The organism is Clostridium sp. E02 (assembly GCF_003833015.1).
In the GTDB taxonomy this organism is placed as follows: Bacteria; Bacillota; Clostridia; order Lachnospirales; family Lachnospiraceae; genus Lacrimispora.
In genome coordinates, this window is sequence record NZ_RJLQ01000009.1 from 1 (window position 1) to 24,571 (window position 24,571).

At 39.4% G+C, this 24,571-nt stretch carries 29 protein-coding genes; 27 read left to right on the plus strand and 2 right to left on the minus strand.

The window, feature by feature from the left end:
* Nucleotides 1-216 precede the first annotated feature (216 nt).
* The 11 genes from EFT72_RS07950 to EFT72_RS19255 all read left to right on the plus strand — a co-directional run bounded on the left by EFT72_RS07950 (nt 217) and on the right by EFT72_RS19255 (nt 8,388).
* The gene (locus tag EFT72_RS07950) at nt 217-1,095 is read left to right on the plus strand and encodes a YicC/YloC family endoribonuclease (RefSeq protein ID WP_124066381.1); all 879 of its coding nucleotides are present in this window, start codon (nt 217-219) and stop codon (nt 1,093-1,095) included.
* A gap of 12 nt (nt 1,096-1,107) precedes the next feature.
* Nucleotides 1,108-1,728 carry a guanylate kinase gene (gmk, locus tag EFT72_RS07955; protein WP_124066382.1) on the plus strand — a complete coding sequence of 207 codons (621 nt, stop codon included), beginning with the start codon at nt 1,108-1,110 and terminating at the stop codon, nt 1,726-1,728.
* 26 nt (nt 1,729-1,754) lie between these two features.
* The gene (gene rpoZ, locus EFT72_RS07960; RefSeq protein ID WP_124066383.1) at nt 1,755-2,009 is read left to right on the plus strand and encodes a DNA-directed RNA polymerase subunit omega; all 255 of its coding nucleotides are present in this window, start codon (nt 1,755-1,757) and stop codon (nt 2,007-2,009) included.
* A 69-nt stretch (nt 2,010-2,078) separates the two neighbouring features.
* Nucleotides 2,079-3,419: a 30S ribosomal protein S12 methylthiotransferase RimO gene (gene rimO, locus EFT72_RS07965; protein WP_124066384.1), complete on the plus strand. Its 1,341-nt coding sequence runs from the start codon at nt 2,079-2,081 to the stop codon at nt 3,417-3,419.
* Nucleotides 3,403-3,945: a CDP-diacylglycerol--glycerol-3-phosphate 3-phosphatidyltransferase gene (gene pgsA, locus EFT72_RS07970; protein ID WP_124066385.1), complete on the plus strand. Its 543-nt coding sequence runs from the start codon at nt 3,403-3,405 to the stop codon at nt 3,943-3,945. The genes rimO and pgsA overlap by 17 nt, the downstream gene beginning before the upstream one ends.
* Before the next feature lies 1 nt (nt 3,946).
* A complete protein-coding gene (locus EFT72_RS07975; protein ID WP_124066386.1) occupies nt 3,947-5,194 on the plus strand; it encodes a competence/damage-inducible protein A in 1,248 nt (415 codons plus the stop codon).
* Between the two features lie 20 nt (nt 5,195-5,214).
* Nucleotides 5,215-6,546 carry a hypothetical protein gene (locus EFT72_RS07980; RefSeq protein WP_124066387.1) on the plus strand — a complete coding sequence of 444 codons (1,332 nt, stop codon included), beginning with the start codon at nt 5,215-5,217 and terminating at the stop codon, nt 6,544-6,546.
* Nucleotides 6,527-6,856 (plus strand): hypothetical protein, encoded by a 330-nt coding sequence (locus EFT72_RS07985; RefSeq protein ID WP_124066388.1) that lies wholly within the window; start codon nt 6,527-6,529, stop codon nt 6,854-6,856. Before EFT72_RS07980 ends, EFT72_RS07985 begins: the two co-directional genes overlap by 20 nt.
* A 7-nt stretch (nt 6,857-6,863) precedes the next feature.
* Nucleotides 6,864-7,757 (plus strand): DUF2953 domain-containing protein, encoded by an 894-nt coding sequence (locus EFT72_RS07990; protein WP_124066389.1) that lies wholly within the window; start codon nt 6,864-6,866, stop codon nt 7,755-7,757.
* Nucleotides 7,758-7,774: 17 nt separating this feature from the next.
* Nucleotides 7,775-8,197 carry a GerW family sporulation protein gene (locus EFT72_RS07995; protein WP_124066390.1) on the plus strand — a complete coding sequence of 141 codons (423 nt, stop codon included), beginning with the start codon at nt 7,775-7,777 and terminating at the stop codon, nt 8,195-8,197.
* 53 nt (nt 8,198-8,250) lie between these two features.
* Nucleotides 8,251-8,388, plus strand: a complete 138-nt coding sequence (locus tag EFT72_RS19255; RefSeq protein ID WP_164473116.1) for a hypothetical protein — start codon at nt 8,251-8,253, stop codon at nt 8,386-8,388.
* Nucleotides 8,389-8,492: 104 nt separating this feature from the next.
* On the opposite strand, the gene rpmB is transcribed toward EFT72_RS19255, so the two are convergent.
* Nucleotides 8,493-8,678, minus strand: coding sequence for a 50S ribosomal protein L28 (gene rpmB / locus EFT72_RS08000; protein ID WP_124066391.1), 186 nt, complete (start codon nt 8,676-8,678; stop codon nt 8,493-8,495).
* A gap of 169 nt (nt 8,679-8,847) precedes the next feature.
* Here rpmB and EFT72_RS08005 point away from each other — a divergent pair, with 169 nt between their 5' ends.
* The 9 genes from EFT72_RS08005 (at nt 8,848) to EFT72_RS08045 (ending at nt 16,668) form a co-directional block, all read left to right on the plus strand.
* Entirely contained in the window at nt 8,848-9,204 is a 357-nt protein-coding gene (locus EFT72_RS08005; protein ID WP_124066392.1) for an Asp23/Gls24 family envelope stress response protein, read from the plus strand.
* A 14-nt stretch (nt 9,205-9,218) separates the two neighbouring features.
* Nucleotides 9,219-10,901 (plus strand): DAK2 domain-containing protein, encoded by a 1,683-nt coding sequence (locus EFT72_RS08010; RefSeq protein ID WP_124066393.1) that lies wholly within the window; start codon nt 9,219-9,221, stop codon nt 10,899-10,901.
* Nucleotides 10,902-10,981: 80 nt separating this feature from the next.
* Nucleotides 10,982-13,036: an ATP-dependent DNA helicase RecG gene (gene recG, locus EFT72_RS08015; protein WP_124066394.1), complete on the plus strand. Its 2,055-nt coding sequence runs from the start codon at nt 10,982-10,984 to the stop codon at nt 13,034-13,036.
* Between the two features lie 32 nt (nt 13,037-13,068).
* Nucleotides 13,069-13,761, plus strand: a complete 693-nt coding sequence (locus tag EFT72_RS08020; protein ID WP_124066395.1) for a DUF975 family protein — start codon at nt 13,069-13,071, stop codon at nt 13,759-13,761.
* A gap of 59 nt (nt 13,762-13,820) precedes the next feature.
* Entirely contained in the window at nt 13,821-14,441 is a 621-nt protein-coding gene (udk, locus tag EFT72_RS08025; protein ID WP_124066396.1) for a uridine kinase, read from the plus strand.
* Between the two features lie 177 nt (nt 14,442-14,618).
* Nucleotides 14,619-14,822: an alpha/beta-type small acid-soluble spore protein gene (locus EFT72_RS08030; protein ID WP_124066397.1), complete on the plus strand. Its 204-nt coding sequence runs from the start codon at nt 14,619-14,621 to the stop codon at nt 14,820-14,822.
* 182 nt (nt 14,823-15,004) lie between these two features.
* Entirely contained in the window at nt 15,005-15,556 is a 552-nt protein-coding gene (rsmD, locus tag EFT72_RS08035) for a 16S rRNA (guanine(966)-N(2))-methyltransferase RsmD (protein WP_124066398.1), read from the plus strand.
* Between the two features lie 21 nt (nt 15,557-15,577).
* Nucleotides 15,578-16,072 carry a pantetheine-phosphate adenylyltransferase gene (gene coaD, locus EFT72_RS08040; protein ID WP_124066399.1) on the plus strand — a complete coding sequence of 165 codons (495 nt, stop codon included), beginning with the start codon at nt 15,578-15,580 and terminating at the stop codon, nt 16,070-16,072.
* A gap of 17 nt (nt 16,073-16,089) precedes the next feature.
* Complete coding sequence (locus EFT72_RS08045; RefSeq protein WP_347561860.1) at nt 16,090-16,668, plus strand: vacuolar family H+-ATPase subunit H; 579 nt, start codon at nt 16,090-16,092, stop codon at nt 16,666-16,668.
* Here the strand turns inward: EFT72_RS08045 and EFT72_RS08050 are convergent.
* Nucleotides 16,625-17,551, minus strand: a complete 927-nt coding sequence (locus tag EFT72_RS08050) for a nucleoside recognition protein (protein ID WP_124066401.1) — start codon at nt 17,549-17,551, stop codon at nt 16,625-16,627. The two genes, EFT72_RS08045 and EFT72_RS08050, sit on opposite strands and share 44 nt — an antisense overlap.
* 51 nt (nt 17,552-17,602) lie before the next feature.
* Here EFT72_RS08050 and EFT72_RS08055 point away from each other — a divergent pair, with 51 nt between their 5' ends.
* Genes EFT72_RS08055 through EFT72_RS08085 form a run of 7 tightly spaced genes read left to right on the plus strand, consistent with a single transcriptional unit; the run spans nt 17,603 to nt 24,551 of the window.
* Complete coding sequence (locus EFT72_RS08055) at nt 17,603-18,412, plus strand: M23 family metallopeptidase (RefSeq protein WP_124066402.1); 810 nt, start codon at nt 17,603-17,605, stop codon at nt 18,410-18,412.
* A 43-nt stretch (nt 18,413-18,455) separates the two neighbouring features.
* The gene (locus EFT72_RS08060; RefSeq protein WP_124066403.1) at nt 18,456-19,820 is read left to right on the plus strand and encodes an RsmB/NOP family class I SAM-dependent RNA methyltransferase; all 1,365 of its coding nucleotides are present in this window, start codon (nt 18,456-18,458) and stop codon (nt 19,818-19,820) included.
* Complete coding sequence (locus tag EFT72_RS08065; protein WP_124066404.1) at nt 19,820-20,554, plus strand: pseudouridine synthase; 735 nt, start codon at nt 19,820-19,822, stop codon at nt 20,552-20,554. Before EFT72_RS08060 ends, EFT72_RS08065 begins: the two co-directional genes overlap by 1 nt.
* A gap of 1 nt (nt 20,555) precedes the next feature.
* A complete protein-coding gene (locus EFT72_RS08070) occupies nt 20,556-21,221 on the plus strand; it encodes an HAD family phosphatase (protein WP_124066405.1) in 666 nt (221 codons plus the stop codon).
* A complete protein-coding gene (locus EFT72_RS08075) occupies nt 21,218-23,152 on the plus strand; it encodes a YgiQ family radical SAM protein (protein ID WP_124066406.1) in 1,935 nt (644 codons plus the stop codon). Before EFT72_RS08070 ends, EFT72_RS08075 begins: the two co-directional genes overlap by 4 nt.
* 27 nt (nt 23,153-23,179) lie before the next feature.
* Nucleotides 23,180-23,950: an SDR family NAD(P)-dependent oxidoreductase gene (locus tag EFT72_RS08080; RefSeq protein WP_124066407.1), complete on the plus strand. Its 771-nt coding sequence runs from the start codon at nt 23,180-23,182 to the stop codon at nt 23,948-23,950.
* A 31-nt stretch (nt 23,951-23,981) separates the two neighbouring features.
* Nucleotides 23,982-24,551 (plus strand): O-linked GlcNAc transferase-like protein, encoded by a 570-nt coding sequence (locus EFT72_RS08085; protein WP_124066408.1) that lies wholly within the window; start codon nt 23,982-23,984, stop codon nt 24,549-24,551.
* Nucleotides 24,552-24,571: the final 20 nt, after the last annotated feature.

The window sequence follows — 24,571 nt, forward strand, 5'->3', positions numbered from 1 at the left end:
GTTAGTAATACCTTTCTGATTGTGTCCACCTCATTTCTAAGTCATGAGGTTCTATTATAATATATGAACTACTAATTGGGACATAATCATTTGTGATACACTAGGACATTATCATAAATGAATCATACAAATTTATGTAAAATTTAAAACTATTTGACTTGTATTTTGATTTGACTTATAATGGATGGTATCTATGGCGAAAGAGAGGCATTTGTAATGATTAAGAGCATGACAGGTTTCGGTAGATACGAAACCGTCACGGAAGAGTATAAAATTTCCGTCGAGATGAAAGCTGTAAATCACAGATATTTGGATTTGAGCATAAAGATGCCGAAGAAATTTAGTTTTTTTGAAGCAGGAATTCGAACTTTATTAAAGAATGATATCCAGCGTGGAAAAGTTGACGTTTTTATCAGCTATGAAGATTATACTGAGAATAAATTATGTTTAAAGTATAACAGTGCGTTGGCTGCTGAATACATGGAATATTTCGCAAGTATGGAGAAACAATTCGGAATTCAGAATGACATTACCGTATCGGCACTTGCTAATTGTCCCGAAGTACTTAAAATGGCGGAAGAACCAGAAGATGAAGATCAGATGTGGATACTACTTTCTAAAACAGTGGAAGAAGCTGCGAAACGTTTTGTGGAAACACGAAAGACAGAAGGGGAAACTTTAAAGGTCGATCTTCTTTTGAAATTGAATTACATGTCTGAAATTTTAGATTTTATAGAAGAAAGATCTCCCAAAATACTGGCAGAATACCGGACAAAGCTAGAAGATAAGGTAAGAGAGATGTTGGAGAGTGCTTCCATTGATGATGGAAGAATTGCAACAGAAGTTACGATATTTGCTGATAAAATCTGTGTAGATGAAGAAACGGTCCGTTTAAGAAGCCATATTGAGAACACAATGACGGAACTAAAAAACGGTGGTATAGTAGGGAGAAAACTGGATTTTATTGCTCAGGAGATGAATCGGGAAGCCAACACAATCCTTTCTAAGGCAAACGACTTAGAGATCTCTGACAAGGCAATTATATTAAAAACTGAGATTGAGAAAGTTCGGGAACAGATTCAGAATATCGAGTAGGGAGAACGCAGAATGAATGAGCAAGGCATGCTGGTAGTTGTATCCGGCTTTTCGGGTGCCGGTAAGGGTACATTAATGAAAGAATTATTGAACCGGTATGAGAATTATGCGCTGTCTATTTCCGCAACCACCAGAACCCCAAGACAAGGGGAAGTGGATGGGAAGGAATATTTTTTCGTGACAGACAGATATTTTAAGGATATGATCGAACATAATGCGTTAATCGAATATGCTCAATATGTAAGTCATTTCTATGGTACCCCCAAAGAATATGTTTTAAACCAGATGAAAAAAGGGAAAGATGTGATTCTGGAGATTGAGATACAAGGAGCGTTAAAAGTAAAGGAACGTTTTCCAGAGGCGATTCTCGTTTTTGTAATGCCGCCAAGTGCAGAGGAATTAAAAAGACGTCTTGTAGGCAGAGGAACGGAAAGTATGGAAGTTATTAATGCCAGATTGCAAAGAGCAGCGGAAGAAGCTGATGGTATGGAAGCTTATGATTATATCCTGATTAATGACAAGATTGATACCTGTGTGGAACAAATGCATCGAATGATTCAGGTGCAGCACAATCGTGCCTCTAATAATATGGCATTTTTATCCCAGATCCGGGAAGAATTAAAGAATATATAAATTCGATTAAGAAAGGGGAATGGAAGATGTTACATCCATCTTATTCAGATTTGATTAAAATAGTAAATAGTGAGGTAGTGCCTGGTGATGCACCGGTTGTACAGAGCCGTTATTCAATTGTGATTGCCGCAGCCAAGAGAGCAAGACAGATTATTGCCAATTCAGAACTTGAGGGCTCTGAGGCTGGAAGAAAACCGCTTTCTGTTGCCGTAGAAGAATTATGGAACGGCGATGTAAAGATTTTAAGCGAAGCGGATGCTGCTGCAGAAGACGATAATTAGGAAGAGGGCCGTCTCCGTTTTGGTAGATGGCCTTTTCTTTCATTGAAAAAGAGTGACAGGAGTTTAAGGATGAAGTTATTATGCATATCACTGGGATGTGATAAGAATCTCGTTGATACAGAGATGATGTTAGGTCTGCTTAATAAAGACGGATATACGTTTACGGATGATGAATATGAGGCAGATGTGATTGTGATCAATACATGCTGCTTCATTGGTGATGCGAAAGAAGAAAGTGTAAATACGATTTTAGAGATGGCCCAAAGGAAAGTAGATGGGAACTGCAAGGCATTGATTGTAACGGGATGCCTTGCACAAAGATATAAGCAGGAAATTGTTGATGAAATTCCAGAAGTAGACGGAATATTAGGAACTTCTACCTACGACGAAATATCCAGTGTGTTAAAAGAAGCACTGGGAGGAAAAGAGCATGTAAAACGGTTCCATGAATTAGATCAGATTCCTGAGGTGTCTGTGGATCGTGTCCTTACAACTGGTGGGCATTATGCATTTTTAAAGATCGCTGAAGGTTGTGATAAACACTGCACTTATTGCATTATACCGACTTTGAGAGGGAACTATCGAAGTGTTCCGATGGAACGGCTCGTAAAAGAGGCAGAAACCCTAGCTGATAAAGGGGTGAAGGAACTGATCCTAGTTGCTCAGGAGACTACCTTATATGGTATGGATTTATATCAGAAAAAGGCTTTGCCGGAACTATTAAAAAAACTTTGCCGGATATCCGGGATTCAGTGGATTCGGGTCCAGTATTGCTATCCTGAGGAGATAACAGAAGAACTGATAGCCACCATTAAGGCGGAAGAAAAAATATGTCATTATTTAGATCTTCCCATTCAGCATGCCAGTGACCGTATCTTAAAACGGATGGGGCGTAAGACTACGAAATCGCAGCTGCGTCAAATAGTAAAAGCACTAAAAACTGAAATCCCAGATATGGCTCTTAGAACAACTCTAATTTCAGGATTTCCGGGAGAGACAGAGGAAGATCACGAAGAATTGATGGAATTTGTCAATGAAATGGAGTTTGAACGTCTTGGTGTATTTGCCTATTCGGCAGAAGAAGACACTCCGGCGGCTGAATTTGAAAATCAGGTTCCTGAAGAAGTGAAGGCAGAACGACGTGATGCTATTATGGAACTTCAGCAGGAAGTTTCAATGGAACATTCTCAGTCTATGATTGGTAAGACGCTGTTTGTTATGATAGAAGGAAAAGTTGCAGATGAGAATGCGTATGTAGGAAGAACTTATATGGATGGGCCCCGTGTGGATGGAATGATTTTCGTACAAACAGGGGAAGAACTGATGTCAGGTGATTTTGCCAAAGTCCGTGTAATTGGGGCGATGGAATATGATTTGATTGGAGAGTTAGAAGATGAATCTGCCAAATAAACTTACTATTTTAAGGGTTATTATGATTCCGTTCTTTGTTTTTTTCCTTTTAATGGAGGGCGGAAATAATCAGTTTTACCGTTTGATCGCAGCAGCTGTTTTTACCGCAGCAAGCTTTACGGATTTATTGGATGGAAAAATAGCCAGAAAATATGGACTGGTTACTAATTTTGGTAAATTTATGGATCCTCTGGCAGATAAGCTGCTTGTTAGCGCTGGACTAATCTGTTTTACTGCGTTGAATCAGCTTCCTGCTTGGATCGTGATCGTGATTATTAGCAGAGAGTTTATTATCAGCGGGTTTCGCCTGGTAGCCTCTGACAATGGTGTTGTGATCGCAGCAAGCTATTGGGGGAAATTTAAAACCGTTTCCCAGATGATTATGTCTGTACTTCTCATAGTTCATATTAATGTTTTATCTATTGTTACAACTGCTTTTGTCTGGATCGCTGTTGTCCTGACCATAATTTCACTTGTTGATTACATCGCGAAAAATTATCGCGTGCTTATAGAGGGGAGTATATAGCATGATTGTAGAACTGATATCAGTAGGAACCGAGCTTCTTTTGGGGAATATCGTTAATACCAATACGCAGTACCTGGCAGAACAATGTGCCAAGCTTGGACTTTCGATGTACCATCAAGTAACAGTGGGGGACAACAGAGAGCGCCTAAAGGATGCCTTTCAAATCGCTCTCAAACGTTCCGATGTAGTGATTCTTACAGGTGGACTTGGTCCAACAGAGGATGATTTGACCAAGGAAGTCTGTGCAGAAGTGTTGGACTGTTCCTTGGAAAAAGATGCTCACACCAAAGACCGGATCAAACAATATTTTGAAAACAGTATTTACAAAGAAATTCCAGAGAATAACTGGAAACAGGCAATGGTTCCACATGGAGCAAAGGTTCTTGACAATGACAACGGTACGGCACCTGGAATTATCATGGAAAAAGACGGAAAAGCTGCTATTTTACTTCCTGGGCCTCCCAATGAGTTAGAACCTCTTTTTCGTGATCAGGTATTTCCGTTTCTAAAAGAGAAGCAGCCAGAGGTGATTCGTTCCCAGATGATAAAAATCTGTGGACATGGGGAGAGCCAGGTGGAAGATAAACTGCTTGATCTAATTAATGGACAAACCAATCCAACCATTGCAACCTATGCAAAAACTGCGGAAGTTCATTTAAGAGTTACTGCAAAAGCGAAGAATGAAGAGGAAGCAAAGAACCTGTTAAAGCCACTTGTAAAAGAGATTAAAAGCCGGTTTGGTGATGATATATATACGACGAAAGAAGTAGATTCCTTGGAGATGACTTTGGTACGTCTGTTAAAGAAATACAATCTGACTGTAACCACAGCAGAATCTTGCACCGGAGGTCTGATTGCAGGTAGACTGGTGAATGTTTCTGGTGCGTCTGAGGTGTTTCGGGAAGGCTTTATTACTTATTCCAATAAGTCCAAAAGGAAACTTTTAGGTGTAAGCAAAAGCACTTTAAAAAAGCATGGTGCAGTTAGTGTGCAGACGGCAAAAGAGATGGCAACTGGAGGTGTTTTTGCAACGGATGCAGATGCTTGCCTTGCCGTTACTGGAATTGCAGGACCTGAATCAGAAGGAGAAAAACCCGTAGGACTTGTTTATATTGCTTGTTATATGAAAGATAAGGTAAAAGTAGAAGAATTCTTATTTAAAGGGGATCGGCAGAAGATCAGAGAGCAGACTGTAATAAAGGCTTTGGATCTGCTTCGTCGTTCCATTCTTTTAAACTATCATTCGTAACATTTGAGAGGGGGAGAGAAATGGATACTCGTTTACGAAAAAAGCAGATGACCGCTGCATATCAGTATTCTTATGTGAAACTTATATTGAATTACTATATGCTGCTTGAATCTACAAAAGAGGAAACCGTTGTTTCTGATCAGGGTATGCAATACATTCAAAGACTGAATAGCTTGATGAAGAAACGGTTTTGTGGAGACGATGTAACAGAAGATTTGTTAGAGCTGCGGCAGGATTTGACTCATGAAGTGGAAGTTCTAACCTCTTATACCGATTGCTTTCAAATTTACGAATATGTGATAAACAGGATAGAAAAAAAGTTTAATCCTAGTTTTGAAGTAGAGAATGAGGATGAAAAGCGAATCAAACAATTGATGGAATTTATAACTCAATCCGATGATTCTGCCATTATGAATGGGAGAATCAAAGAGATTATAGGACAGTTACCTATCCGACTGACGAAGCAGAAGTTTTTTAGTCTGGTGCTGGAAGGGCTATCGGTATACATCGGATCCCCAAAAGAAAATTTAAAGGATATGATGTATATTCTGCGAACGGAATCCATGGCAAAGCTGCCAGATGGGATGGGTGCAACGCAGAAAGAGCTTTTTGAAATACTAGAACAGTTTCGTCATGCAGACTATATTAATATAACCGCTCAAGGATATGAGGAAGCGGTGGCAAAACTTGCTTATGTCAGTGATAAGTTGATGGAAGAATCAGGATTATATGTGATGATTCAGGATATTATAAATGATTTTTGTGTTTTGGTGTTTGCTGGACCTGATGCCGTGATGGAAATAAGGGAAGAAGAACTTTATCGATCAATGATAGAAGGAGTACTACATCAATTTGATGCCGATGGAGATTCGTTTGAAAAAGACGGTGGTTATAATCAATTGGCTCAACTTGAAGGAAGACAAGAAGCATATTATGAGAAATATATTAGAGTAGAACTGCCTCAGAACGAAATTGATTGGGAAAAAGATCCAGATTATGTAAGAGCGCTTAATGTGGATCGGTTGTTATCTGGAAGTGGTTTTGTCCAATTGTTTGAAGTGCCATGTATCAAAAAGGAAGAAGAGACTGGTTTGGTAGATCGTATCTATCTAGAAAAAGAGACGGAACTCTTTTTTAAAGAACTTGAAGGCGTGTTTTCTCATGAATCCAAACTAGTTGTTCGGGCTGTTATGGCTAAAGTGTTATCGGATCTCCCTGTTTATTTTAATAACATCGATGAGATACAAAATTATATTAGAAAAAATTTGGAGAGTTGTCTAGATCTAGCAGAAAAAGTGACTTGTATGGAATTATTGGAAGAGCTGATGGATTATGAAAATAAATTGGTATAATCATCTCTACGTTGGTGAAAAAGCGAGAAAGAAACGGTACCGTATCATTCAGGAAATCAGAAAGGAAAAGTCTCATTCGAATATTTATGTGATTACACCAGCGACGAATGGGAATAATATACTTGATATCTATCCGACTACGTTTTTTGAATTCCCGTTTTTAAAAGAAGAAACGTTTCTGATTTTGGGAATTGCGGCCGATTATTTTGAAGCGCTTGAAGTAGCCGGACGTGTGATTCATGACTTGTACCGAAAAACAGGTGGCTTCGATCTGAAAATTTTTTTGGAAGAAGAGGCCGGTAAGGTGTGAGGTGTTCATGCTACCTATTATTTTATTACTATTAAAACTATTGGGGCTGTTGATTCTGATCGTTCTAGGTTTGCTTATTGCGGTTATACTGCTTGTATCTTTCGTTCCGGTAAGGTACCGGGCGGAAGGATCTTATATGGAAATGATAAAAGGGGATTTATGTCTATCCTGGTTGCTACATATCCTTTCCGTTAAGGTTTCCTATGCCGACGATGTAAGTATCAGGATCCGGTTGTTTGGCATTCGTATTTTAAAGCCAAAAAAGATAGATGAAGAATTAAAAGAAGCAAAAGAAATCCTGGTCCAGACCATGGAAGTGAAAGAACCGGAATCCGTGAAAGAAATACGGGAATTAAAGTCTGATATTAAAAAAGAGTTTAAAGACCAATCAAAGTACCAGCCGTCATCTGATAAAGAAGAAAATAAAGAAAAAGAATCTTGGCTGAAAAGAATCTGGAATAAAATCAGGAAAAAGATTAAGACTCTATTAAAGAAACTTCGGTTTATTTCTCGCAAAATTTGTGATACACTGAAACAGATAAAAGAGAAAAAAGAAGAGATTCAGTCATGGATTACGAACAAAGAAAACCAAAAAACATGGAAGCTTTTCATACGGCAGGGAAAAAAGCTTTTGATTCATATACTCCCGAGAAAAGGAACCTGCAATGTGACATTTGGTTTTGAAGACCCTTATTATACCGGACAAGTTCTTATGGCTGCTGGTTTATTTTATCCATTCTGCCATAAATACTTAAATCTTTATCCGGCTTTTGACCGGACGGTATTTACGATTGAGGGTAAATTACAAGGAAGAATTCGTTTGGGTACCGTGTTAATCATTGGAATCCGAATGTTCTTTGATCGGAATTTCAGAGTACTGTTAAAAAAATGGCTTCGATAAAGGAGGATTGGCTTTCGATGGCAGATAATTATTTTACATCTACGGTGGAAGCACTGTTTAAAGGGATGGATTCGTTTGTAGCAACAAAAACGGTAGTCGGAGAAGCGGTAAAGGTGGATGACACCATAATCCTGCCTCTCGTGGATGTAACCTGCGGGATGGCATCTGGTTCTTTTGCTGAGAATGCAAAGGAAAAAGGGGCTGGCGGGATGCATGCGAAGATGAGCCCGAGTGCTGTATTGATTATACAAAATGGTGTTACAAAGTTGGTAAATGTAAAACAACAGGATGCAGTCACTAAGATCCTTGATATGGTTCCCGATTTTGTAAATAAATTCGCAGGTGGAAACAAAGAGGTATCACCAGAAGCCATAAAAATGGCAGAAGAGATGGCAGCATCAAAAGAGAAAGAGCAAAAGGAAGACAATGGGGAAGAATAAGAAAGGGATAAGCCGCATAGGATGTCATATAGTCGAATGGATAGAGGGATGATATGAGAAGAGTATGCGGACTTATGCTGTTCTGTTTCGGAACAGGTATGGCAATCCTGTTATTTATCCCGGCAACAATTGTTACAATCCTATTTATAATTGGCTGTCTGGTACTGGGATATAATTTATTTTGTTGCTAGCGGAGCTTGCCGTTGTTATAGATGAGGTCCGGTTTTATTAACCGGATCTCTAATTTTGACATAAAAAATACTCCCAACTAATATCAGTCAGGAGTTTCCAGTGATTAAGCTCTTTCAACTAATCCGGATCTCAAACAGGAAGTACATACGTACATCTTTTTAGAGCCGCCTGTTACTTTAACTTTAACGGACTTTACATTTGCTTTCCACATCTTATTGGATCTTCTATGGGAATGGCTCACTGCATTGCCGAAGTGAGCAGCCTTTTCACAAATTGCACATTTAGCCATGATTGCACCTCCTTAAAAACTACTTGGATTTTTTGTTGATATAAAAACCCACAACAAGTGTATAATACCAGAAAATAAAATGCTTTGCAAGTGAAAAATAAAATTTTGTTTCTTTTTTTGGTAAAATAATGTATAATCAAATCAGACAGAAAGAATGGAGGTATAGATTATGAAGGGTTATATAAATAATAAACTGGGCGAAATCCAGGTAAGCCCCGATGTTATCGCCATGTATGCCGGTACTACGGCAGTAGAATGCTTTGGTATTGTCGGTATGGCGGCTGTCAGTATGAAAGATGGACTCGTAAAGCTCTTAAAACGGGAAGGACTGACTCACGGAATTAATGTGAACATACAGGACAACCATATCATTATTGATTTCCATGTGATTGTAGCATATGGGATTAGTATTTCTGCAGTAGCTGATAATTTGATTGAGAATGTAAAATACAAGGTAGAAGAATTCACAGGCATGACGGTAGATAAAATTAACATCTTTGTCGAAGGCGTAAGAGTGATTGATTAAGGAGGACATTACCCGTGGGTATGAAGTATATAGATGCTGAAAATCTGCAAAAAGCATTTTTGGCAGGTGCAAAAGGACTGGAAGCAAAAAAAGAATGGATTAATGAACTGAATGTGTTTCCCGTTCCGGATGGAGATACTGGAACCAATATGACGATGACCATCATGTCAGCAGCAAAAGAAGTTGCTGCAATTGAAGTTCCAACCATGGAGAATCTGGCGAAAGCAATTTCCTCTGGTTCATTGAGAGGTGCCAGAGGAAATTCTGGTGTAATCCTATCTCAATTATTCCGGGGATTCACAAAAGAAATCGAAGCGCACGAAAAAGTGACGGTTACCATATTGGCAAACTCATTTGTCAGAGCTACAGAGACAGCCTATAAGGCGGTTATGAAGCCCAAAGAGGGTACAATTCTTACGGTAGCTAAGGGAATGGCAGAAAAAGCGACGGAACTAGTTACAGAGATAGACGATATCATCGAATTTTCAAAGCAGGTGATCGAATACGGAGACTATGTATTAAGTCAGACCCCAGAGATGCTTCCAGTTTTAAAACAGGCAGGTGTGGTTGATTCCGGTGGTCAGGGACTGATGCAGGTTATGAAAGGCGCATTTGATGCTTTGACAGGAAAAAAAGTGAATTTTACCGTAGAAGCTGCTGGTGGATTCGTTCATTCTGGTCTGGAAGGCATAAAGCTGGAAGATATAGAGATTAAATTTGGTTATTGTACTGAATTTATTGTTAATCTTGAGAATTCGTATAATGAAAAGATGGAGCAGGAATTTAAAGGCTTTTTAGAATCCATTGGGGATTCCATTGTAGTGGTTTCCGATGAAGATCTGATTAAAGTTCATGTTCATACCAATGATCCGGGATTAGCAATTCAGAAGGCACTTACGTATGGTTCTCTTTCTCGTATGAAGATTGATAATATGAGGGAAGAACATCAGGAAAAACTAATCAAAGAGTCCGAGAAACTAGCTGCGCAGCAAAAGGCTGAAAGGGACCAAGAGAATATAAATGAGCAAGAACCAAGAAAAACATGTGGTTTTATTTCCGTTTCAGCAGGGGAAGGCCTTGATGAAATTTTCCGTGGAATCGGTGCAGATTACCTTATAGAAGGCGGTCAGACCATGAACCCTAGTACGGAGGATATGTTAAATGCCATTGAACGGGTGAATGCTGATACCATATACATCTTCCCGAATAATAAAAATATTATACTAGCTGCAGAACAAGCTAGAAGCTTGGTGGAAGATAAAAAGGTTATTGTCATACCTTCCAAAACAATCCCCCAGGGAATTACCGCTATTATTAACTTTACTCCTGATTTATCACCGGAGGACAACGAAACTTTTATGACACAAGAGATGTCACGGGTAAAGACAGGTCAAGTTACGTATGCGGTTCGCAATACCATGATTGATGATCATAAGATCCAGGAAGGCAACATCATGGTTTTAGGAGATGATGGAATTCTTGCGGTTGGTGATGAACTGGAAGCCACCGTAATAAAATCTCTGGAATCTATGATAGAAGAAGACTCTGAATTAATCACGATCTATTATGGAAAAGATGTAAGTGAAGAAGATGCTGTGAAGGTGAAAGAGAAGGCAGAAGAGAAATTTCAGGATTGTGAGATTGAACTTCATGCTGGAGGACAGCCGATTTATTATTATTTAATATCGGTAGAATAATAAGAAGCCAGATGGTTTCTTTGTTCCGGGCAGACAGTACTTCGTTTGCCCGGTTTTTATATAACAGGGGGTAAAGTCGATTGATGAATCAGGAACCCATAGAAACCTTAAAAGGAATTGGAGAGAAAACAGGAAAACTCTTAGGAAAGTTGGGGATCCGGACCGTAGATGATCTTCTGGAGTATTATCCAAGGGCATATGATATCTATGAAGAACCCTCTCTAATTGGAGATTTGAATCCCGAAACGATTATGTCGGTAGCAGGTCTGCTTCTTAAAACTCCATCTGTCAAACGATACAATCGAATTCAGGTTATAACAACGTCGTTAAAGGACACGACTGGGACATTGCAGCTTACTTGGTACAACATGCCATATCTTCATTCTACCTTAAAAGCCGGTACGCGTTTGGTATTTCGAGGTAAGGTTGTGAAAAAGAGCGGCCGGCTTTTGATGGAACAACCAGAAGTTTATACGGTGGAGGCTTATGAGCAGCTTGTTGATTCCATGCAGCCGATTTATGGACAAACAAAAGGATTAAGTAACAAAACCATTGTACGTGCCCAGAAGCAGGCGTTAAGCATTCGTCGTTTGAAAAAAGAATATCTGCCTCCTGAGTTAAGAAAAAAGCTAGAATTATCTGAGTATAATTTTGCAATGGACCATATCCATTTTCCAGAAAATAAAGAACAACTTTTGTTTGCAAGAAAACGGCTTGTATTTGATGAATTTTTCTTTTTTCTACTTGCCGTTAAATATTTAAAAGAGAAAAAAGAAGACCATCTAAGCACTTATAGAATCCAGCCTTCCCCAGAGGTGGAATCCTTAAAAAATCATCTGCCGTATAAGCTTACCACTGCTCAGGAAAAGGTTTATGGTGAAATTAACTCGGATCTGTTCCATGGACAGATTATGAACCGGCTGATTCAGGGAGACGTAGGTTCCGGTAAAACGATTCTAGCCATTCTTGCTCTTTTGCAGGTTGCATATAATGGATATCAAGGAGCATTGATGGTACCAACAGAGGTGTTGGCAAAGCAGCATTTCGAATCATTGTTTGAACTTTTTAAACAACAAGACATAAACAAAACTGCAATTTTATTAACTGGTTCCATGACAGCAAAGGAAAAAAGAATTGCTTATGAGAAAATCGGCTCTCACGAAGTGGATATCATTATAGGAACCCATGCGCTGATTCAGGAAAAGGTTGTATATGATAATCTGGCACTTATTATTACAGATGAGCAGCACCGGTTTGGTGTTGGGCAGAGGGAGATGCTTTCAAAGAAAGGGAAGGAACCTCATGTTTTAGTTATGAGTGCGACTCCTATCCCAAGAACCCTAGCCATTATTTTGTATGGTGATTTGGACATATCCGTCATTGATGAGATGCCAGCCAACCGACTTCCCATAAAAAATTGCGTTGTAGATACTGCATACCGGAAAAAGGCATATGAATTTATTCAAAAAGAGGTCTACGATGGTCGTCAGGCATATGTGATCTGTCCTATGGTGGAAGCCAGTGAGATGATTGAGGCAGAGAACGTAACGGATTATACAAAAAAACTAAAAAAAGAACTTCCGGATTGTTTGGTAGAATCACTTCATGGCAGAATGAAAGCAAAAGAAAAAAACCGCATTATGGAGCGATTTGCATCGGGAGAAATCGATGTACTTGTTTCCACGACTGTAATCGAAGTAGGGGTCAATGTACCAAATGCCACCGTAATGATGATTGAAAATGCAGAACGGTTTGGTTTAGCACAGCTACATCAGTTAAGGGGAAGGGTCGGCAGAGGGAAACATCAGTCGTACTGTATCATGGTCAATGGTTCTGCTCAAGATGCAACCATGAAACGGTTGGATATTCTAAACAAATCCAATGATGGTTTCTTTATCGCTTCCGAGGATCTAAAGCTGCGAGGTCCAGGCGATATTTTCGGGATTCGTCAAAGTGGAGACTTAGAGTTTAAACTTGGAGATATTTTCACGGATGCGAAATTGCTTCAGACAGCATCGGAGGAAACAAAACAGATATTTGCAGAAGATCCCTTCTTGAAAAAAGAGGATTATAAAGAACTTAGTAAAAAGCTTCAGGAATATTTAACGAAAAGTTATGATAAATTAAGTCTGTAAACCATGCAAGCAACAGCGATAGGGAGGTTATAATGAGTCGAGAAGTTTTGAAAATGGATGCAAAAGTAGCGATGAGTGCTGCACCTGTAAGTCCGTATATGGTGGCGATTATTCTTGGTGTGATTAATCTTGTTTTTTCCTCAATTCAGTTTTTTCTAGATACATGGGAAAGAATACTGACAAACAGCAACGCAGATTTAGCAGAATACAATCAATATTTCATTAGTTTTCTCGTATATATTCTTATTTATTTTATTGTTGAAAGTATTCTGCAGTATGGATTTCATGTTTTTTGCCTAAAGGTAGCGAACCGAGATGCATCGATGTCGTATGGAGATATATTTTCCGGCGTAAAGTATTTTTTTAAAGTTATTGGTCTGGCTTTTATGTCTGGTCTGTTTATTGCATTATGGACGCTTCTTTTAATTGTTCCGGGGATTATTGCTACATACCGATATTCACAGATATTTTTTATTTTAGCTGAAAACCCAGAAAAAGGAATTTTACAGTGCATTCGAGAAAGCAAGGAAATGATGGTTGGACACAAGTGGGAATACTTTGTATTGGAGATGTCATTTATCCTGTGGCATCTGCTGGCACTTGTTACTTGCTTTCTGTCCTACATCTATGTATATCCTTATACGATGGTTACGTTTGCCAATTACTACAATCGGATCAAACCTCAAAATAATAGAAAAGAAGAATCTGTGATTTTTGAATCATGAATTTTTTCAAGGAAGGCATGATATCTAGAAAATAAGTAACAATAAAAAGGGAGCAAAAGATGAATTGTATCATAATAGGAATTGCTGGAGGTACTGGATCCGGAAAATCAACCTTCACAAATCGGTTAAAGGAAGCTTTTTGCGATGATATCGCAGTCCTTTACCACGATAATTATTATAAAAAACAAGATGGAGTTCCATTTGAGGAAAGAAAGAAAATGAATTATGACCATCCGGAAGCTTTTGAGTCAGAACTTTTGTTGAAGCAGTTAGAGCAATTAAGAGCTGGCAAGTCAGTGGAATGTCCTGTGTATGATTATTCAAATCATAACCGTTCCGATCAAGTGGTTAAAGTGGAGCCTAAAAAAGTAATACTGGTAGAAGGGATTCTGGTTTTTTTAGATGATCGATTACGAAATATGTTTGATATAAAAATTTTTGTAGAGGCAGATGCAGATGAAAGAATCTTGCGCCGCGTGATTCGTGACGTAAAAGAAAGAGGCAGAGATATTGAAGGCGTTGTGGAACAATATTTGACAACTGTGAAACCGATGCACTACTTATATGTGGAACCCACGAAGCCTTTGGCAGACGTAATCATTAACAGTGGTATGAATGAAGTGGCATTTCAACTTGTAAAAACAAACATTGAAAAGATACTAAATATGCCTGAAACTTGATGTTGGTTAAGAATCTTTATTATGCAGTTAAAGAATTACCTGAATATGACATTTTGAGAAAAACCTTCTAGTGTATTTCGCTCTGATAATGCCATAATAGGAGTGTAGCACAAAACAAACCATGTAAAAGAAACACAAACACAAACATGGTGAATTGAAAAAAGGAGGTATTTGATTATGTCAGGAAATACTAACAGCACTAATGTACCAGAGGCAAAAGAGGCATTGAGCCGTTTTAAAATGGAAGTAGCAAATGAAATTGGTGTTCCGTTAACAAATGGTTACAACGGAAACTTAACTTCCGCACAGAATGGTTCCGTAGGCGGCTATATGGTTAAAAAGATGATTGAAGCACAGGAAAGACAGATGGCAGGTAAATAATCTGTAAAAGAAAAAGTGGCTGCAGCTCATAATCAGAAATGATTAGAAAGGGCTGCAGCCCTTTTTTTATGTAGGGAAACGTATCATGGAAAATGTAATTTACATAGATTTTTAAGATAATGTTGTGTAATTGAAAGATTCATACTATAATAATATGGAATAATAATGTGAGGAAACTATTTATGAGAGTAATTGCCGGTAAAGCCAAAAGGCTTATTTTAAAGACAATAGAAGGACATGAAACCAGACCTACAACAGATCGGGTAAAAGAAACGTTATTTAATATGATTGATGCACAGATGCCTGGTTGTAATTTTTTAGACCTGTTTTCTGGGAGTGGAGGAATTGGGATTGAAGCTTTAAGCCGTGGGGCGGAGCTTGCGGTTTTGATTGAACAAAATCCAAAAGCAGCAGAATGCATTCGGAAAAATCTAGAAACCACCAGACTTGCGGACGATGCAATCGTTCTAAATTGCGATGTATTGACCGGTCTAAAGAGATTAGAAGAAAAAAAATATGTGTTTGATGTGATATTTATGGATCCTCCGTATCGCATGGAATGGGAGAAACGCATCCTTGAACATCTGGTTCTTTCTTCTATTATGAATGAACATACGATGATAATCATAGAAGCGTCTCTTGATACAGATTTTTCCTATCTGGAGTCAATGGGATTTTCGATCCAAAGAGAAAAAAAATATAAGACAAATAAACATATTTTTGTGAAACAATAGAGAAGAAAGAAGATGATTCATATGAAAAAAGCGGTATATCCAGGAAGTTTTGATCCAGTGACATTTGGACATTTGGATATTATTGAACGATCTGCTCAGATGTCGGATCATTTGATCTTAGCAGTTTTAAATAATAATTCTAAAACTCCGTTGTTTTCTGTAGAAGAACGTGTTAATATGTTAAAGAACATAACCAGAGAATGGCCCAACGTGGAAGTGAAATCGTTTGGTGGTTTGCTGGTGGATTTTGTACGAGCCAATCAGGCAGATGTTGTGATACGCGGGCTTCGCGCTGTGACAGATTTTGAATATGAGATGCAGATTGCACAGACGAATCGGGTGATTGCACCAGAAGTCGATACTGTGTTTTTGACGACGAATTTGAAATATTCTTACTTGAGTTCCAGTATTGTGAAGGAAATAGCCGCTTATGGCGGAGAGATAAACGCATTTGTACCAGAGGTCATTGCGGAAATTATACAAAAAAAAATGGAAGATAGAAAGAAAGAAGAGTAAGGAGTGTTCGTATTATGATGAGCAGAATTGAACAGTTAATCGGTGAAATCGAAGAATATATTGACAGTTGTAAGTACCAGCCTCTTTCTAACAGTAAGATTGTGGTTAACCGAGATGAACTGGAAGAATTATTGGTGGAGTTAAGACTTCGTATACCAGATGAGATTAAGCAGTATCAGAAGATTATCAGCAACCGGGATGCGATATTAAATGAAGCACGCCAGCAGGCGGATTCTATTCTTGTACAGGCTAATGCGCAGACCAACGAATTGGTGAATGAGCATGAAATCATGCAAAAAGCATATGCCCAAGCCAATGAAATCGTGGAGCAGGCAGGTATTCAGGGACAGCAAATTGTAGAAAAAGCAGTAGCGGATGCCAATGGAATCAGACAGAGTTCGGTGCAATATACCGATGAGATGTTAAAAAGTCTTCAAACCATAGTGAGTCATTCGATGGAAGGAGCGCAAGGACGGTTTGATGCATTTATGACTTCTATGCAATCGAGTTATGATATTGTTTCCTCCAATCGTCAGGAGTTAACGGGCGCGGTTATGCAGCAGCAAGGAGTGCCTGAAAACGGGCCAACAGAATAAACAGGATGATTGTCAGGAGGGTGTGAAACACTTTCCATGCTACATAGTGCCGGATGGATAATCCGGCATTTTTTATAACACTCTTTGTCTGAAAGATTCCGGACAATCCGCCAAAGGCAGCTGCGGCACAAATCCAAAGTCCGCCAGCTAGATCAGGCAGGGTTTTGGAGATCGCTTTGATTCCCGTTGTAATTTCTACAAATCCAAGAAGAATTCCCTTGACTCTAGGTAGGTTTAAAGGAAGTTTTGTAATGGATAAAGCAAGAATGGAAAAAAGCATAATATAGCCGCCGATTTTGACCATAACTTCACAGGAATCCATAAGACTGTCATCAAAAGATGGAACGCTCTCTTTTTTGACAGACAGAGAATGAAATGGTTTATCGATTCCATAAAAAGCTCTGGCGGCTATAGAAATCAGAAAGATAGGCATATATAAGCTAAAAAATAGAACCCAGACTGGTACGGATTTCGGAAGGGCGACAGCAGCATAGCCTAAGAGAAACATAGGGCTTGGATGATTACAGATCGCCAGCAGATAATTTCCTTCTTTTTCAGAGATTCGTTCGCTGTCTAGAAAGTTGTTACAAGTTTTTGCACCCATCGGATAACCACAGAGTAGTCCGGAGATAAAAGTATAACTGCCGGCATCCGATAAAAAGAAAAAGCGACGAAGAATTATTTGAAATGGAAAAATTAAAAGATGAATGGCATCTAACGAAACAATGGCACTAGAACAGACCATAAAGGGCAAAAGTGTGGGGATGATAACGGATCCCCATAGAACCAGTCCATTTTTCGCACCCTCATATGCTGTTTTGTGAAAAAGCAACAGTAGAAGTAACGTGACGATGGAAAGCAGTCGGAATAAGGATTTTTTCATGTGCACCTGAATAGATTGTTTTATACAATTATATGAAAAGGGTGGATTGATATGTTGATGATTGTTTTTTTTATTCTCATTCTTTCTGTCTTCCACGTAACAATGATCGATTATCTCTACAATAATCCAACCTACTATCAGCTGAATGCCTATACGATAGAAAGCAGGGATTTTAGAAGTATGCAGCTGGGGAATCTAGTTGCAAACTGGAATGAAATTGATTATGAATCATTGACTTCTCTCATGGTAGACAATAATTATGACTTAAGAAAGGTAAAAGACACGAAGGCTCATACGCCTGGACTGAAAAAAGTAAAACCAGTGGAATACAAAAAATTGAAACAGTCGTATCAGGTAATTCTTGAAGATCTGAAGTTTTTTCCTATTCCAGATAATATCAATCAAGAGGCTCCAGATGTTTCGTTTGAGAATGGATGGATGCAGCCTCGTACTTATGGAGGAGAGCGAAAACATGAGGGCTGTGATATTATGGGGAACTTACGTCCAAGAGGTTATTATCCGGTGGTAAGCATGAGCGATGGCGTCATTGAAAAAGTTGGCTGGCTGGAAAAGGGGGGCTGGCGGATTGGAATTCGGGCGCCGAAAGGAGCCTATCTTTATTATGCTCATCTATATGGTTACAGCAAACCATGGAAAGAAGGAGAAACGGTACGTGCCGGGGAGTTATTGGGATTCATGGGAGATACCGGTTATAGTAAAGTGGAAGGAACAACAGGAAACTTTGATGTTCACCTTCATGTGGGAATTTATATCCGAACCGATCACAACGATGAAATGAGTGTAAATCCTTACTGGATTTTAAAATATCTGGAGAAATACCGGTTAAACTACCTTTATTAGAAGATTAGGATTTCTTACTTCGATAGAAACAGGAGCTCAAAACGTGAGAAAAACAAAAATATCAGAAGAATTTTTAAACAATATGAAAAACTTATTAGGAGAAGAAGACTATGTGGCTTACCGAAATAGTTTTGAGGAAGAACGGCTTTATGGACTTCGGGTCAATACTCAAAAAACTTCTCCAGATGAGTTTTTAAAAAAGACGAATTTAACGTTGCATTCGATCCCATGGATTAAGAACGGCTTTTATTATAATGGGGAAGAACGTCCAGCAAAAGACCCCTATTATTATGCAGGACTCTACTATTTACAAGAACCAAGTGCAATGACACCAGCAAACTTACTCCCCATTGTCCCGGGGGATCATGTTCTTGATCTTTGTGCTGCCCCTGGAGGGAAAAGCACAGAATTAGGAGTGAAATTAAAAGGGGAAGGAATACTTATCTCCAATGATATCAGCAGTTCAAGAGCCAAAGCACTTTTAAAGAATCTTGAGTTATGGGGAATTGAAAATATATGTGTCACCAGTGAAGAACCGGAAAAATTAAAAGATACGTTTGGATCTTATTTTAATAAAATTTTAGTGGATGCCCCCTGCTCCGGAGAGGGTATGTTCCGCAAAGATGAGGATATGGTTAAAAGTTATGAAATACATGGTCCAGAATACTATGCCCCCATCCAGAAAAACATTATGGAACAGGCAGTGGACATGCTGGTTCCTGGCGGGCTTATTTTGTATTCAACCTGTACGTTTTCCGTGTGTGAAAATGAAGAAGTGATACAAGGAATCCTTAACCGTCATGAGGACATGGAACTTCTTAAGCTGCCTTTATTTAAAGGCGCTTCCGGGGGGATAGGGCTATCTGGCTGCCTTCGGCTTTTTCCCCATAAGATAAAAGGGGAAGGACACTTCATGGCTTTGCTGCAAAAAAAGCAGTCTAAAAATGCAATTTCAGTCTCTTCCTCTTCGCAACAAAAAAAGCCTGCGCTGCCACCTTCGCTCTCTGAGTTTCTACTTCTGGTATCCAAGTCGTTTTCCGAATCTAGAATTCGGATCAAAAATGACTGTGTCTATTATTTACCGGAAGGATTTCCCGAGCAAGCAGGAAAACTACGCTTTTTAAGAACTGGGTTGTTGATTGGGGAACTGAAGAAAAACCGAATGGAACCTTCCCAGGCATTTGCTATGTCTTTAAAATTTGGAGAGTTTAAACAGACCCTTTCCTGGAAGAAAGAGGATGAACGGGTAATTCGGTATTTAAAGGGAGAAACCATATCACTAACGGAAGAAGAAGGAGAGATCAAAGGCTGGTGTCTCATATGCGTGGATGAATTTCCTCTTGGTTTTGCAAAAGGAGATGGAACTCGTTTGAAAAATAAATATTACCCAGGATGGCGGTGGCAATAATGAAAGAAATGCGGTTGGATAAATTTCTGGCTGAAATGGGAGAAGGTTCCCGAAGTCAGTTGAAAGTAATGGCTCGAAAAGGCCGGATTACAGTGGATGGAATTGTAGAAAAAAAGACAGACCGTAAGATCAAACCGGGAATGCAAGAGGTTACGGTTGATGATAGACCGATCGCTTATGCTGCGTATGAATATTATATGCTAAATAAACCAAGGGGGGTCGTGTCAGCAACAGAAGATTCCCGCTATCAAACAGTCATTGAATTGATTGAAGATAGAAAGCGAAAGGATTTATTCCCCGTAGGACGCCTGGATATCGACACCGAAGGACTTCTTTTAATCACCAATGACGGGGACCTTGCCCATCAGCTGCTTTCACCCAAAAAGCATGTGGATAAAGTGTATTATGCAAAGGTGGAGGGAAGTCTTCCTACGGATGCCGAGAAACAGTTTTTACAGGGGATAGTCCTATCAGATGGAACGAAAACCATGCCAGCGCAGTTAAAAGTGTTGGAGACAGAGGAACTTACGTCTGTTCAGCTGACCATTCATGAAGGAAAATTTCATCAGGTAAAACGGATGTTTGAAGTGATTGGTTGTGGTGTGGTATACTTAAAAAGGTTATCCATGGGGAGTCTGACCCTGGATGAGTCTTTAAAACCTGGAGAGTATCGTTGCTTAAGCGGGGAAGAAATTCAGAAGTTGCAGCATCATGGAAAGGAAGTTAAACATTAATATGCTAAATAAGAAAAAAGCGGTGATTTTTGATTTAGATGGAACACTAGTGGATTCCATGTGGATGTGGAAAACCATTGATATACAGTTTTTGGGTGATAGAGGGCTGGATTGTCCAGAGGATGTACAGATAGATATTGAAGGAATGAGTTTTACAGAAACTGCATTTTATTTTAAGGAACGCTTTAAGCTAACAGAATCCCTGGATGAGATAAAGAAGATCTGGACCAGCATGGCACTGGATAAATACAAGTGCGAAGTTCCTCTAAAGCCAGGAGTTGGCGAATTCCTGACTTATTTGTCCGATCAAGGAATAAAGGCAGGAATTGCAACTAGCAATGGAAGAGAGATGGTGGAAGGGGTGATTGAAGCCCTGCAAATCGGAAAATACTTTCAAGTAATTGCCACATCTTGTGAGGTGCCCGCAGGAAAACCTGCCCCTGATATTTATTTAAAAGTTGCAAATGAACTATCGGTATCTCCGGAACAGTGTCTGGTATTTGAAGATGTCCCTGCTGGAATTCTAGCAGGAAAAAGAGCTGGCATGACGGTTTGTGCCATTGATGACGAATTCTCTAGAGAGAGAGAAACGGAAAAGAGAGAACTGGCAGATTATTTCATCTATGATTATTATCAGTTATTAAACGGGAACGGAGCGATATCATGATACACGATTTTCTTCCCATCAGCCGGACGGATATGAAGATCCGGGGATGGAAACAATGTGATTTTATTTATGTGAATGGAGATGCCTATGTGGATCATCCTTCCTTTGGACATGCAATTATCAGCCGTCTGTTAGAAGCTCACGGATATAAGGTTGGGATTATCGCCCAGCCGGACTGGAAAGATCCAAAAAGTATTCAGATTTTAGGAGAACCGAAACTTGGTTTTCTGGTTTCTGGCGGAAATATGGATTCCATGGTGAATCATTATTCGGTTTCAAAGAAACGAAGAAAGCAGGATTCCTATACACCAGGAGGGATCATGGGCAAGCGTCCGGATTATGCGACTACGGTATACTGTAACTTGATTCGTTCTGTCTATAAGAAAGCACCGATTATTATTGGCGGCATTGAGGCAAGCTTAAGACGATTTGCTCATTATGATTACTGGTCGGATCGATTAAAACATTCCATCCTGATTGACTCTCAGGCGGATTTGATTTCTTATGGTATGGGAGAAAAATCAATCATAGAGATTGCAGATGCGCTTAAGAGCGGGATCGATATTAAAGATATTACGTTTATTGATGGGACTGTATTTAAGACCACCAGTTTAGACTCCGTCTATGATGCAACAACCCTTCCATCTTACGAAAGTATGAAAAAAGATCGTATGGAATATGCCAAAAGTTACTTTGTCCAGTATAACAATACGGATCCTTATTTGGGAAAACGTTTGGTGGAACCGTACAATGAACATTTATATGTTGTTCAAAATCCCCCTTCAAAGCCTCTTACTATGGACGAGATGGATGAAGTGTATGCGCTTCCCTATATGAGAAATTACCATCCGTCTTATGAGGAGCTGGGAGGAGTACCGGCGATTCGGGAGATAAAATTTAGTTTAATCAGCAACCGGGGGTGCTTTGGAGCTTGCAGTTTTTGTGCACTTACGTTTCATCAGGGACGAATCATACAGGCTAGAAGCCATGATTCTCTGATTGAAGAGGCCAAATGGCTGATCGAGGAGCCTGATTTTAAAGGATATATTCATGACGTAGGTGGCCCTACCGCAGACTTTCGTTCACCAGCATGTGAAAAACAGATCGGAAAAGGTGCCTGTCCAAATAAACAGTGTCTATTCCCAGAACCGTGTAAAAATTTACGTGCAGATCATACGGATTATATTCAATTATTAAGAAAATTACGCAACCTTCCAAAAGTGAAGAAAGTATTTATCCGTTCCGGAATCCGGTTTGATTATGTTCTTGCGGATAAGGGAGGCAAATTTTTAAAAGAACTTTGTGAGTTTCATGTAAGTGGCCAGTTAAAGGTGGCACCAGAGCATGTGGCGGATAACGTACTTACAAAGATGGGAAAACCCCAGAATAAGATTTACAGACAGTTTGTAAAGGAATACAATGAAATGAACGGACGTTTGGGGAAAAAGCAGTATTTGGTTCCTTACTTAATGTCCTCCCACCCAGGTTCTGGATTAAAAGAAGCCATTGAGCTGGCGGAATATTTAAGAGATCTTGGCTATATGCCGGAGCAGGTTCAGGATTTCTATCCTACTCCATCTACCATATCCACTTGTATGTATTATACTGGATATGATCCAAGAACCATGGAGAAGGTTTATGTACCGACTAATCCTCATGAGAAAGCAATGCAGAGAGCTTTGATTCAATATCGCAATCCGAAAAATTATGATTTGGTTTTAGAGGCTCTTTTAAAGGCTGGACGCCCCGATTTGATTGGGTTTGAGAAAAAATGTCTGATACGACCGAGAAATGGAGCAAAACCTGGTTTTACGAACTCCAAAGAGGGTAAAATGTATAAGAGTGGAACCTATTCCGATACCCCGGCAGAGAAACGGACGCATAAGAAAAAAACCATACGGAATGTCCACAAAAAATCAGTGAAAAAATAAAAAATCAAAAAAAAGAAGGGATCGAATATGAAAATTGCGATTGTAACAGGTGCTTCTTCTGGATTGGGAAGGGAATTCGTTCTTCAGATTGCGGATCGTTTTAGTGGAATCGAAGAGATTTGGGCGATTGCTCGAAGAAAAGAGAGGATCGAGGAATTATCTCCGTTGGTTCCAGTAAAGGTGCGGTCCTTTGCCATAGACTTAACGGATAAAAACAAACTGTTGAAGTTACAGGAAACATTGTCTCAGGAAAAACCGGAAGTGAAATGGTTAATCAATGCAGCAGGATATGGAAAAATAGGTGCAGTAGGGTCCGTCAATTTAGAAGACGAGATGGGAATGGTGGATTTAAATAATAGAGGATTGGTTGCAATGACCCATTTGGTGCTTCCGTACATGTCAAAGAACAGCAGGATCATTCAATTCTCATCGGCGGCTTCCTTTTTACCCCAGCCGGATTTTGCCATTTACGCAGCCTCAAAATCCTTTGTTTTAAGTTATAGCAGAGCATTGAATGAAGAGCTGAAACCAAAGGGGATCTATGTAACAGCAGTATGTCCTGGACCGGTGAGAACGGAATTTTTTAAGATCGCAGAGACTACGGGGCACATATCCCTCTATAAAAAAATTCTCATGGCGGATCCCAAAAAGGTAGTTCGCCTGGCCATTCGTGACAGTATGATGGGACGTCCGGTTTCGGTATACGGATCAACGATGAAGGCGTTTCGATTTATAACCAAGCTATTGCCTCATACGTTGCTTTTACAATTTGTAATTGGACTTATGAAAACCGAATAAACACTACTGATGCGGGAAGAAGGATACAAAAGTGAAACGATATACCAAGGGACAGTATGGATACCGGGACTACCATAGAAACAAAGAGCTGATTAAGATTATCATCGGTGCTTTTCTGATTGCTATTCAGTTACTGCTTCGTGAATTTACAAACAACGATTCGGCAAAAAACATTTTAACCGTTATGGCGGTACTTTCCGTTCTTCCGGTTGCCAATATAGCGGTTCCTATATTGGCTGCTTTTAAGTACCGCACCTCATCGAAGGATTTTTATAACCAAGTCACTGCTTTTAACAATCGGGGAGAGTTTTTATATGACCTGGTTCTTACATCTAAAGAGCAAGTAATCCCTCTTGAGGCAGTTGTGATTCATGAAACTGGAATTTATGCCTATTGCGCTTACAAAAAGACAGATACGGTAAAAGCAGAACGTTTCCTGACCCAGATGTTACTGCGTCATAAGTTGGATCGAGAAATAAAAATCTTTTTGGACGAAAAAATCTTTTTTAATCGGATCCGTTCCCTAAAGACAGATGCATGGGATGAAGGAAGCAGCAATTTGGATCAAACGGTAAGTTTGTTAAAAAGTCTGTCCATATAGAGGGCAGAAATAGAAAGGAA

What these genes read in the sequence shown, in the direction of transcription:
- EFT72_RS08080 (WP_124066407.1), top strand. Translation starts at nt 23,180, where the DNA reads ATGAAAATTGCGATTGTAACAGGTGCTTCTTCTGGATTGGGAAGGGAA.
- EFT72_RS08055 (WP_124066402.1), top strand. Translation starts at nt 17,603, where the DNA reads ATGTTGATGATTGTTTTTTTTATTCTCATTCTTTCTGTCTTCCACGTA.
- EFT72_RS08050 (WP_124066401.1), bottom strand. Translation starts at nt 17,551, where the DNA reads ATGAAAAAATCCTTATTCCGACTGCTTTCCATCGTCACGTTACTTCTA.
- EFT72_RS07950 (WP_124066381.1), top strand. Translation starts at nt 217, where the DNA reads ATGATTAAGAGCATGACAGGTTTCGGTAGATACGAAACCGTCACGGAA.
- EFT72_RS08005 (WP_124066392.1), top strand. Translation starts at nt 8,848, where the DNA reads ATGAAGGGTTATATAAATAATAAACTGGGCGAAATCCAGGTAAGCCCC.
- udk (WP_124066396.1), top strand. Translation starts at nt 13,821, where the DNA reads ATGAATTGTATCATAATAGGAATTGCTGGAGGTACTGGATCCGGAAAA.
- EFT72_RS19255 (WP_164473116.1), top strand. Translation starts at nt 8,251, where the DNA reads ATGAGAAGAGTATGCGGACTTATGCTGTTCTGTTTCGGAACAGGTATG.
- rsmD (WP_124066398.1), top strand. Translation starts at nt 15,005, where the DNA reads ATGAGAGTAATTGCCGGTAAAGCCAAAAGGCTTATTTTAAAGACAATA.
- rimO (WP_124066384.1), top strand. Translation starts at nt 2,079, where the DNA reads ATGAAGTTATTATGCATATCACTGGGATGTGATAAGAATCTCGTTGAT.
- EFT72_RS08020 (WP_124066395.1), top strand. Translation starts at nt 13,069, where the DNA reads ATGAGTCGAGAAGTTTTGAAAATGGATGCAAAAGTAGCGATGAGTGCT.
- EFT72_RS07985 (WP_124066388.1), top strand. Translation starts at nt 6,527, where the DNA reads ATGAAAATAAATTGGTATAATCATCTCTACGTTGGTGAAAAAGCGAGA.
- EFT72_RS08070 (WP_124066405.1), top strand. Translation starts at nt 20,556, where the DNA reads ATGCTAAATAAGAAAAAAGCGGTGATTTTTGATTTAGATGGAACACTA.
- gmk (WP_124066382.1), top strand. Translation starts at nt 1,108, where the DNA reads ATGAATGAGCAAGGCATGCTGGTAGTTGTATCCGGCTTTTCGGGTGCC.
- EFT72_RS08045 (WP_347561860.1), top strand. Translation starts at nt 16,090, where the DNA reads ATGAGCAGAATTGAACAGTTAATCGGTGAAATCGAAGAATATATTGAC.
- EFT72_RS07990 (WP_124066389.1), top strand. Translation starts at nt 6,864, where the DNA reads ATGCTACCTATTATTTTATTACTATTAAAACTATTGGGGCTGTTGATT.
- EFT72_RS07980 (WP_124066387.1), top strand. Translation starts at nt 5,215, where the DNA reads ATGGATACTCGTTTACGAAAAAAGCAGATGACCGCTGCATATCAGTAT.
- rpmB (WP_124066391.1), bottom strand. Translation starts at nt 8,678, where the DNA reads ATGGCTAAATGTGCAATTTGTGAAAAGGCTGCTCACTTCGGCAATGCA.
- rpoZ (WP_124066383.1), top strand. Translation starts at nt 1,755, where the DNA reads ATGTTACATCCATCTTATTCAGATTTGATTAAAATAGTAAATAGTGAG.
- EFT72_RS07995 (WP_124066390.1), top strand. Translation starts at nt 7,775, where the DNA reads ATGGCAGATAATTATTTTACATCTACGGTGGAAGCACTGTTTAAAGGG.
- pgsA (WP_124066385.1), top strand. Translation starts at nt 3,403, where the DNA reads ATGAATCTGCCAAATAAACTTACTATTTTAAGGGTTATTATGATTCCG.
- EFT72_RS08075 (WP_124066406.1), top strand. Translation starts at nt 21,218, where the DNA reads ATGATACACGATTTTCTTCCCATCAGCCGGACGGATATGAAGATCCGG.
- EFT72_RS08030 (WP_124066397.1), top strand. Translation starts at nt 14,619, where the DNA reads ATGTCAGGAAATACTAACAGCACTAATGTACCAGAGGCAAAAGAGGCA.
- EFT72_RS07975 (WP_124066386.1), top strand. Translation starts at nt 3,947, where the DNA reads ATGATTGTAGAACTGATATCAGTAGGAACCGAGCTTCTTTTGGGGAAT.
- coaD (WP_124066399.1), top strand. Translation starts at nt 15,578, where the DNA reads ATGAAAAAAGCGGTATATCCAGGAAGTTTTGATCCAGTGACATTTGGA.
- EFT72_RS08065 (WP_124066404.1), top strand. Translation starts at nt 19,820, where the DNA reads ATGAAAGAAATGCGGTTGGATAAATTTCTGGCTGAAATGGGAGAAGGT.